The organism is Okeania hirsuta (assembly GCF_003838195.1).
Lineage (GTDB): Bacteria > Cyanobacteriota > Cyanobacteriia > Cyanobacteriales > Microcoleaceae > Okeania > Okeania hirsuta.
Genome location: NZ_RCBY01000232.1, coordinates 1 through 11,019 on the forward strand (window position 1 = coordinate 1; position 11,019 = coordinate 11,019).

The 11,019-nt window shown below is 38.2% G+C and carries 2 protein-coding genes; one reads left to right on the top strand and one right to left on the bottom strand.

Going from position 1 to position 11,019, the window contains the following annotated elements:
• Positions 1 to 271: 271 nt before the first annotated feature.
• Positions 272 to 9,976: an SdrD B-like domain-containing protein gene (locus D5R40_RS26105; RefSeq protein WP_124155446.1), complete on the bottom strand. Its 9,705-nt coding sequence runs from the start codon at positions 9,974 to 9,976 to the stop codon at positions 272 to 274.
• Between the two features lie 552 nt (positions 9,977 to 10,528).
• On the opposite strand from D5R40_RS26105, the gene D5R40_RS26110 reads away from it, so the two are divergent.
• Positions 10,529 to 11,019: iron uptake porin (locus D5R40_RS26110; RefSeq protein WP_240041656.1), on the top strand; the 491-nt coding region annotated here is incomplete at its 3' end.

Below are 11,019 nucleotides of genomic sequence, written 5' to 3' on the forward strand. Positions count from 1 at the left end.
AAAAATTTTCATGATTAGTCAATCCTCTTCTTTTCAAGGAGAGGTAATTATTAATTATTCATTATTAATTATTCATTATTGAACTTTGCTATACAATACCGATGCTAGGGAACATGGGATTATATCATGTCCGGATAATTAGTGATCAAAAAACTTTCTCCTTCTCCTCCTCTTTCTTCTTTTCTCCTGACTCCTGACTCCTGACTCCTGACTCCTGACTCCTAACTCCTGACTCCTTATTCAAGTCCATCCGTTAATTCCCTCTTGACCACTAGATAGCTGAAGCAAAAAACATACTATCTAGTAAACTATCAATGGTAGTAATGTTCCCAACTAACTGAGTCTCAGGCATAGATGCTAGACTTATTTGACTAAAGGAGCGATCGCTGTCTCTCTTTGGTTGTAATGTAAACTGCAAATTATCAATTCCAATTTCCGTAGATTCACTGCCAATGGCAATAAACTGGGTATCCTCTGGAATTGAAATACCTTGACGGCTAAAGTTACTAAAATTATTTGGTTGGCCAGGAACCGGAATAGTCCGACTTAAAGTTGCTCCTTGGCCAATATCTTGACGACTTTCATTGAAAAACCTCACATTGTGACTTCTGTTAGGAGAAGCATAATCCAACGAAAAATTACCAAACTCAATTTCACCTATCCGCTCGATAACTTCAGCTAAATCAATGACAATAGCATCTAGCTCAAACCCTAATTGTCGGTCTGGTATATCGTAGGCAATAACAGTACTATTATTAGTAGTACCATCAAATCTTCCTTGTCCTCCTTGATTCCTGCTTACTAAAGCTACAGTATTAGGAGAAAATCGTAGGTTCGCAGGACCTTGAGGGGGATTAACTTGAACAGACCTCACAAAATCAAAATTGTTAAATTCACCATCAAAACCCAACACCCTAGTAGTAAAAGGTGGAGGTGGTGAGGATATAATTTCATCATCATCAATAATTTCTAAAGTAGCAGTAGCAGGTTGACCAATAGTCGCTCCACCAGTAACGTTACTTAAACTTAAATTGACAGTTTCCGTATTCTCAACTGAGTCATCATTAACAATAGGAATATTAACAGTTTGTTGGGTTTCTTTATCTGCAAAGAAAATAGTTTCAGGAACAGGGTTGCCATAATCAATACCCTGAGTTGCTGTGCCATTGGAAAGGTTAATATTGGCACTAACAACCCCATCATTTCCACCAGTACGAATAACTGTAACTGTAGCAGTGGGTTCATTTTCTGTCACACTAAAAGTGGGATTGCTAAATTGGAGAATACCTGGGTTGGCAGTGCTATAACCAAAGTCAATATTATTGAGGTTTTCCCCAGAAGACAGGGTGACAGAAAACTCTTGAGTTGTGAGAGTAGCATCAGGTTGAGGAGTAATGGTTCTGACGGTATAAGTATTTGGTAATAAGTTAGATAAAGTGTATAGACCAGACTGGTTTGTAACTGCTGTTTGTTCGTTGGGGTCAGGAATGCCATTTTGATTGGTATCTATAAAAACTGTGACACCTGATAATGCTGTTTCTCCTAGTTCGAGAAAACCATTTTGGTTAGTGTCGTTAAATATAATTCCACTAATACTGCCGGAAGGTGGGGAGTCTACAGTCACATTAACTGTAGCGCTAGAGTTAGGAGTATTATTATTGCCATCTGAAATTTCGTAAGTAAAAGTATCTGTCCCACTGAACTCTGGTAATGGGGTGTAGATAATTTGGTTGTTATTGATAGTGGCGTTATTTCCTGCGGTGGTGAAATTATCTACAGTAATAATATTGAGAAATTCTCCTGTATCGTTTGCTAAGACATCTATAGTTATGGGAGGGTTGCCTTGGGTTGTAGTAGCAGTATCAGGGTTAGCTATAGGAGGGGGTGAAACTTCATCCTCAAGAATTTCTAAAATAGCAGTAGCAGGTTGACCAATAGTTGCATCACCAGTAACATTGCTCAAACTCAAATTAACAGTTCTATTTCCCTCAATTATAGAATCATCAATAATTGGAATACTGACAGTTTGTTGTGTTTCTCCATCTGCAAAGAAAATATTGTTAGAAATAGGGTTGCCATAATCAATATCTTGAATAGCTGTACCATTGGCAAGGTTGAGAGTAGCACTCACTACTCCATCACTCCCATCTGTACGAATTATTGTGACTGTTGCAGTAGGAGTATTTTCCGCAACGCTAAAGATGGGTTCGCTAAATTGGAGAATTCCTGGGTCTGATACATCGTAGGCAAAGTTAATATTACTAACACTTTCACCAGCAGGAATAGTTACAGGAAATGGAAACTCTTGCAGAGGTAGGTCGGGAGAACGAACTGCTGTGAGAGTATATTCAATATTTGGTAATAAATTAGAGAAATTGTAAATACCTGATGAGTCAGTAACAGTTGTTTGTTGGATCGGAATATCGTTCTCAATTCCACTGATAGTTACAGTGACATTATTGAGTCCAGTTTCTCCAGGGTCGAGAATATCATTATCATTTAGGTCGTCAAATACTGTACCGCTGATACTACCTGGAGGGAGGGGGTCAACTGCAACGGTAACTGTGGCAGGTTCGGAAATATTTCCTTCGGGGTCAATAATAGTGTAGGTAAATGTATCTTCACCGATCGCTTCTGGTAATGGCGTGTAGGTAATTGTACCATTGTTGTTATTAGCGATCGCTCCATTGCTTGGGTCGGTCGTTGCCAAAATCTCTACCGGACTGTCTTGGGGGTCAGTGTCATTTTCGAGAACATTAATAGTTACAGGGTTACCTTGAGTTGTCGTGGCAGTATCAGAGTTAGCTATTGGACGCTGTTCTCCTGGTGATATAACATTAATAGTAACGGTGGCGATGTCTGTATTATTATTACCGTCGCTAATCGTATAGGTAAATGTGTCTTCACCTATGAACCCATCGGGAGGAAAGTATAATAATAAGGAGGGATTTTCATTTTCATCGGTGCTGAGAGTAACTGTACCACCTGCTGTAGAAGTTGCATCAAAATCAATAATATCGATCTGGTCGAGTTCGGGGTCTGTATCGTTATCTAGGACATCTATATTTACCTGGTTATTAACTGTAGTGAAAGCTGTATCATCTATAGCGTCTGGAGCTAAATTTTCAATGTCGCTATCAATAATATTGACAGGGAGTATATTGTTACTGGGAATGTCATCTATAGTAAATGGTACATTCGCGCCATTATAGTTTTCGTCATTACTGCTAATAGTATGGGTAATATTGCTAATATCAGGACTTTCTATTTCATCATCTACTGCTGTCACAGTAACGGTTTGAGGAGTTAAGTCATTAAATGTGAGGTTAATTGTATTGCTTAGTGTTTCATCAACATCACTGAGAACTGTCTGACCATCCGAAGCAATTGTAATATTAACTGGAGCAGTAGGAATACTATTAAGAGCAATTTCATAAGTGTCACTCGTAGTTCCTTCCTCTGCGACATCAGTACTGCCACCTGTTTGAGTAATAGAAATTCCGGCAATGTTAGTAGTGTTACCGAAATTAATATTGGTGAAATTTTCCCCAGCAGCAGTAATAGTAATTGGTGTTTCTGGAGCAAGAGTCGGTCTGAAATCTTCTGGTACAACTTCCCGAACGTTATATGTACCAGAGTTTAGGTTACTGAAACTATAATTCCCAGTATCATTTGTAATTTCAGATGGTTCCTCTGGGTCGAATTGTTGGTTTTCATTGAGGTCTAGGTAAATTGTTACACCCGCTAACCCTGGTTCCCCTGCATCAAAAAAACCATCACTGTCAAGGTCGTTGAATTTTATCCCACTGATGCTACCTACAAGTGTTATTTGAGATGTTTCAACTGCACCAATATCTGCAATAGCATTACCATCTCCATCTCCATCAATAGGTCGTTGAATTCCTCTCTGATCCAGATTAAAAGTATTGCCCAGAGCAGTATCAATAGCAGGACTACCTGGAATTAAGTTATGGGTTTCCGTCGGACCACCATTATTTTGTAGAGCAGTTTCTAGTACCGACTCAATGGGAACATCTATAACATTCTCAATGCCCAAAAAACTTCCTGATACATTATTGCTATTATTCCCCACAATAATACTTTGCTCAATTCGAGTAGCACCACCTGCTATAAACACACCACCTCCGTCAATAGCTGTATTTAAAACAATTGTGTTGCTAGCAATATCGCTAATTGATGCCGGAGTATTTATATATATTCCTCCACCTAAACCAATACTTGTATTGCCCGAAATTGTACTATTATTAATTGTCAGTTCGCCATCAGCACCACCTTGACTAGATATAGCACCACCATTACCACTACTGTTATTACCAGATACGGTGCTATTGTTGACTGTGAGTACACCGTCCCTGTTAGAAATACCACCACCATTAAATCCTTGACTATTCCTGATAGTACTATTATTTACCGTGACAATACCACCAATATTTCTGATACCTCCTCCTTCTTCCTCGCCAAAAACAAATCCATCAGCGATCGCTAAATCATTAATAGTAACTGTTGACTCTTGAATATCAAAAATACGACTGGCATTATTACCGCTAATCGTCAGATTATTTGCTCCTAGACCATTAATAATAATATTGCTAGTAATATCTAGTTCAACATTTGACAGAGTAATTGTTTGACCGGATAAACTAGACTCGAATTCAATTGTATTTTCACCAGGGAAAGCATTAGCTTCTTCAATTGCTGCTCTCAATGTAACTATATTATCCCCAAGAGCAGTTTCAACTATTCCATTTCCGGGAATAAGGTCTCCTGCATCCCTCGTATCATTAACGATGAAGGAACTGACCTCAATATTTGCAATATTAAAATTTGGAAAATTTGTAGATGCAATATCAACCGTAATAGTAGGAATTGGAGCAGCTTGAATAAAATCAGGAGGTGGAATATCCCTAATATTATATGTATCTGGGAGTAGACTAATATTATTAAAGGAATAGAAACCAAAAGCATCTGTTACTGCTGTCGGTTCATTGTTGTCGGGAAAATTATTATTATTGATGTCAATATAGACAGTAACTCCTGGTAAACTCGGTTCACCAATATCTAAGCTACCATCATTGTCGAGGTCGTTGAATTTTGTACCGCTAATATTGACCAATAGTTCTGTTTCTATCTGAGATGCTTCAAACGCACCAACATCAACAACTGCTATACCATCTCCATCACCATCAAGAGTCCGGGGAAAACCATTACCACGTTGGTCAAATTGTACTCCAGGCAGAATATTGGCATTATTTCCCCCATCAATGGCAGGATTATTAATATCCTGAATTAAAGCATGGGTTAACGTCAAACCACCATTATTTCCTAAATTTGGGTCGAGTACAGAATTAACTGGAACTTGCAATACTTCACTAGGAGCAAAACCACTACTGCCAAGAATATCGCCAACTAGGTTAGAACCATTGCTATTAAAAACTCCTACTAAAGTATCGTTGAAATTCTCTGAAACATCCGACAGAATAATTGTTGATGAAGCATCAAAATTTCCAGCAATAATACTGTTGCTAACATTAGCAGTCCCACCATTAGCAATTCCACCACCATTGCCAATATTATCGCGGTCATTGTCAGCAATATTTTGAGTAATAGTACTGTTAGTAATTGTGGCAGTAGCTCCAACAAAGTTAATCCCATCATAGAAAGTATTACGACCATTATTATAAATACCACCACCACTAGCATTTGCACTGTTGCCAGAAATAGTACTGTTAGTGAATGTAGTTGTACCATCATTAGCAATACCACCACCACTAGCATTTGCACTGTTGCCAGAAATAGTACTGTCAGTCACTGTAACCGTACCATCATTATTGATACCGCCACCAAAACGACTAGCAACATTTTCAGAAATAGTACTATTATTAACTGTAGCTGTACCATCATTATCGATACCGCCTCCATCAAAACCGGAAGTATTTCCAGAAATAGTACTATTAGTAACTGTAGCAATACCATCGTTATCAATACCACCACCACTTAGTTCAGCATTTGTAGCTATGTTATTACTGATGGTAGTGTTATTTACTTCTAGGACACCTGTATTAACTAAAATAGAGTTGCCATAAGCATCAGGAGCGAAAGTATTATCATTAATGATACCAGCTCCAAAACTAGCAATGTTATTGGAAATGAGACTATTAGCGATCGTTAAAGTGCCACCTTGAGTATAGACTCCACCTCCTGAAAGAGCTGTATTACCTGTGACTGTACTATTTGCTAATGTCACATTCCCTTCAATATTTCTGATACCTCCTCCCTGTTCATTACTAACTACTCCATCAGTAATAGTTAGACCACTAATAGTAACTGTTGGCGATACAATATTTAATTGCAAGGCATTCAAAATCGGAGCATCAATTATTGGTGGTGGGGGTGCTTGAATATTGAAAACGCGACTAGCATTGTTACCGCTAATAGTAAGATTATTTGCCCCTAACCCATTAATAATAATATCGCTAGTAATATCTAATTGAGTATTTAGAGTAATTGTTTGACCAAATAGTATATTCGGGTCGAAGTCTATTGTATTCTCACCCGGCAAGAAGTTTGCTTGTTCGATAGCAGACCTGAGCGTAACTACACCCGTTGCTGTTAGGGGAACTCCATCATTTAAGTTGGCATCTCCTTCATCCCCTATGCTGTTAACAATAAAAGCATCAACAGTCTCCTGTTGGAAATTTCCGAAATTGATATTGGAAATATTTTGGTCTGCTACTACTGTAACAATGGGGTCTGGTGTAGTTTGAGTGAAACCTGTTTGTTGTACTTCCCTAACTGTGTAATTTCCTGCTGGGATATTGTTAATGGTGTAAGTGCCGTCTGTATTAGTTATAGCAAAGGGTTCATTTGCATCTAAGGTATTATTATTATTCTGGTCTAGGTAAATTCTGAATCCTGGCAAACCTAATTCTTCTGGGTCTTGAAACCCACTTTGGTTATCATCTTGGAATTTTACCCCACTGATACTGCCTAACTCTGGTGACTGAAAGTTACCGAAATTGATATTGGAAATATTTTGGTCTGCTACTACTGTAACAATGGGGTCTGGTGTAGTTTGAGTGAAACCTGTTTGTTGTACTTCCCTAACTGTGTAATTTCCTGCTGGGATATTGTTAATGGTGTAAGTGCCGTCTGTATTAGTTATAGCAAAGGGTTCATTTGCATCTAAGGTATTATTATTATTCTGGTCTAGGTAAATTCTGAATCCTGGCAAACCTAATTCTTCTGGGTCTTGAAACCCACTTTGGTTATCATCTTGGAATTTTACCCCACTGATACTGCCTAACTCTGATGACTGAAAATTTCCCAAATTGATATTAGAGATATTTTGGTCTGCTACTACTGTAACAATGGGGTCTGGTGTAGTTTGAGTGAAACCTGTTTGTTGTACTTCCCTAACTGTGTAATTTCCTGCTGGGATATTGTTAATGGTGTAAGTGCCGTCTGTATTAGTTATAGCAAAGGGTTCATCTGCATCTAAGGTATTACTGTTGTCAAAATCGACATAAATAGTAAATCCTTCTAATGGAGGTTCACCTGGGTCGAAGAAACCATCACCATTAAGGTCGTTGAATTTTGTACCACTAATACTCCCACTCTGGGCAATAGTAGCAATATTAGCAATATCTATATTTGTAAAAGTTGTAGATCCAGAGTTAACCGTAATAGTAGGAGCTGCAACAGTTTGAGTTAAACCAACAGGTGGAATATCTCTAATACTATATGTACCAGGGTCTAAGCTGATATTTTCAAACAAGTATGACCCTTCACTATTTGTTACTACTCTAGGTTCATCGTTGTCTAAAACTTGATTATTATTAATATCGACGTAGATAGTAACTCCTGCCAAACCTGGTTCGATAAAGTCTAAAACACCATTGTTGTTGATATCGTTGAATTTTGTACCACTAATTTGCAGGTTTGTAGGTGCTTGGGGACCAGTGACTTGTAGGCTAAAAATTTGCGTATCTGTAGTGTCACTGGGGTCAGTAACTGTAAGTTCAATATTGCTGTTACCTATGTCTTGGTCTGTAGGTGTACCTGTTAATGTAGCTGTACCGTTTCCGTTATCGGTAAATTGTAACCAACCAGGTATGTTACTGGAGTTAATATCTATCCGGTCTTCGTCTATATCATTAGCAGTAATTTGGTAAGTGTATAGTTGACCTACTGTAGCTGTTGTTGGCGCTCCACTTGTAAATACTGGGTTGTCGTTAACTGGAGTGACATTGATGTTAAGGGTGTATGTTTCTTGACTGTTGAGTCCACCACTATCACCGATCTGGAATTCTAAGTTGGTGTAATTATTGCCGAACTCGTTATGGTTGGGGATGTAGAAAATGTTTTCAAGAACACCCTCGTCTGTGAATGTTTCCTGTCGTCCTAATTCTGGAGTTCTGGTTATGTTGAAGTTGCTGAAAAAGTCACCATCTTCATCTCGAAAGTTGAAAATTGATGTATTAAATTGAAAGGTAGTATCTTCTTCTATTGTAATCTCAGCATCTGCTGCAGTTGGGGGTGTATCTGTACTTCTTTCCCCGACATTAATATTAATTGTGTATTCTAAACTATCAGCTTGACCGTCATTAACTGTAAATGTGAATTCATCGATGTTATTGCCTGCAGGAGTTGGTTCTATACTATATACCAGTTGGTCGATGTCACTAACGGGGATGGGGTTAGTGACTGGTTCATCGTTGAGAGTAAGACTGCCTAAAGTTGGTTCTTGGGCGATCGTAATACTTGCTAGGTTGTCTCCATCTACATCTACGATAGGAAAGTTGCTTTCTTGGAATTGGAATTGTCCAGTGATATTTGCTTCAAAGCGAATATTATCATCTGTACTTACGGGAGGGTCATTAACTGAATTGACGTTGATAGTTATTGTCGCTTGGTTGCTATTTTCTGAACCATTGTTAAAAATAACTGGGAATGTGGTGTAGTTGTCGCCATTTTCGTGAATTTCTGGACGATAGCTGAGAGTTCCTACTTGGGTAGCGCTGATAGTTTGACCAGGAGTTAATGGTGAACCTGCCAATAATAGTTCCCCTCGTTCGGGTAAATTCACGATTTCGATTTCGGTTAGAGGGTCGCCATCGGAGTCTGTATAATCAAAATCAGTGATACTAAAGTTGTAGGTGGTATCTTCGTCTATGCGGATATTGCTATTATTAGCTGTTGGTGCGGTGTTGACAGGTTCAATTTGAGAAGCAAAGAGCAAATTTTCTGGCAAAACTCCTGGATAACTTACCAACACCTCTTCTCCAAACGCCAAATTATCCCCAACTTCCCCAACTTTAACCCCAAGTTCCCAACTACCACCTAATTCTGCATTACCCACAGGACTTACTGCACCAGCAACACCTACCCCACTCAACTCATGGAACCTTCCCACAAAAGCTTTCCCAATATCTCCCGCACCTACCTCGCAACCATACAACAATATTCCACCAGAACCTATGGTCTCACCCCACCTTTTCAACTCCGCCTCGTATTTGGTCAACGTCGAGATACTTAACTTAGTATTACCCAACTGCAAACTACCAGGAGAACCATGACAAACAATATGGAGACTATTAACTGGATAATCCAAAATAGCTCTAGTTATTTGTCTGACCTCATCTTCTTCCGAGTTCAGAATTACAACTTTTGCCCCTGCCAAAACCCCGGATGCTAACATTTGATAACTTTCTACCGTAGGGTCAATAATTACTAATATTCCCATACCAGGAGGCCAAATACTCACACAATGGCTATTATCTTTATCCCTTATGGATTTAATACCCAACCGTCTGCACGGTGCAAATGTGGTTGGTGAGGTGAGAATCCCCATTGACCCCGTTCTCCTGACTCGGTCTTCCTGACTCCTGACTTCTTCTTCAATTGCAAACTTTTTACAGAAAATTTCATGGTTGTGATTTTGGTTTAAAAAGTTCATGGTAAATATTTGTGAATCTGTTTTTCTCTGAGGATTTTTCCTGACCAAGTAAAGATTCAGGAATTAGAATTTGGATAGTAAATTATGTATAACTTGTGTGTAAAAGACCGGGTTTAAAGGCTTCATCAAATAAATTAAATTGGCGATCTTCAAGACTAGTTTAGGAAGCTAATTAGCTACTAATTGTTATGGCCACAGCCTATTGACTCCGGTTTTTATACTGTTTAGTTTTTTTTATTTGTGAATTTAATCGTATATAAATAACTAACATAACGGCAATAAAGATAATATTAAATTTTATTTTCCGGAAGACCATAAATAAGTTTTGTAAAGTTTTGATTGGTAATCTTCTGATGAAGTTATGTCTAATAAATTAACTTATTCGATGTTTCACTGCACTTGAAGACAATATTTTACTGATCTTAATAAATTAGTTGTTGGCTAGGTTGCTCGAAGAAGATATTAATGATATAAACGTCTTAAATTATTATGTACTGAAATCAAAGTACACCAAGTTAAATAAATATACCGATAAGATGAGGACGAAATAAAATGGGAAGTAAATTTTTATTATCTTTAATCTCAATATTTATTTTAGGAGTTCCTTTAACATGGGCAAAATCTGCAACTGGATTAACACAAATAAATTCTACAAAAGTTAAACCTCAAGATGAGTCTTTTCTCCATTTACTATCACCACCAATATTACAGAGCTTAAATAACTCCCATTCTGTTCCTTCAACAGTTAGAAAAAAAACCCTACAACTAGCACAAGCATCAGATGAATATGACGATCTTTCAGAACTAGACCAAGTAACCTCCGTATCCCAACTCTCAGATATCCAACCTACAGACTGGGCATTTCAAGCATTACAATCATTAGTAGAACGTTACGGTTGTATTGCAGGATATCCAGACGGCACTTACAAAGGTAACCGAGCTATGACCCGATACGAATTTGCTGCTGGGTTAAATGCCTGCTTAGATAGAATGACAGAATTAATTGGCCAGTCTACAGTAGACTTAGCGACTCGCGAGGATAT